The organism is Vibrio sp. 1288 (assembly GCF_033344475.1).
The window spans coordinates 1-620 of the sequence record NZ_JAWPOX010000727.1 but is presented as its reverse complement, the minus strand read 5'-3'; the positions used below and the strand labels follow the sequence as shown (position 1 = coordinate 620).

1 protein-coding gene is annotated in these 620 nt (G+C 41.9%); it reads right to left on the bottom strand.

Features of this window, described 5'->3' with window-relative positions; genetic code table 11:
- Window positions 1-404: AEC family transporter (locus R8O11_RS29025; protein WP_412035091.1), on the bottom strand; the 404-nt coding region annotated here is incomplete at its 3' end.
- Window positions 405-620 lie beyond the last annotated feature (216 nt).

The window sequence follows — 620 nt, the reverse complement described above, 5'->3', positions numbered from 1 at the left end:
CCTACGCTGATATGTAAGCAAGCTGATACTACAAACAGCAGTACAGCAGAAGAAAGGGCAACTTCGCCAAATGTATAAGTGAACAACGGTATCGCAAGGTTCCCGCTATTTCGAAACATATGAGGTGGAGCCCAAGCTTTAAATGTTAGCCCAGTGATTTTACAAATCGGAATCATGAGTAACCCCGGAATTAAAACCGCAATGATGGCGGCTAAGAGTAGGGGGCCTTGTTCAGAGTCGAGCGGCATGCTCACTAATGAGGAAAACACCAGAGCTGGCGTGAATACATCGATATTAATTCGATTTATAGGGCGAAAATCAGGTTTGATATAGCGCCCAACAAGATAGCCCACACCGACAAGAGCGAACACAGGAAAAAGAATATTAATGATCTGATTAATCATGGTCGCCTTAGTGTATATGAGGTAGATGTGCACTTAGTTGGTTAATCAACTAAGTGGTAATCACAGTATCAAACCTTCATGCATTGCGTCATGGTGAAACAATGAGAACCGTGGATTAAATCAAGCTTTCTCAAAGCACATTAGCTATATGGAGTGGTCGTACCTTTGAACTAATTGTTACGTATCAAGTTACATACAAATCACTGAAAGACCGAC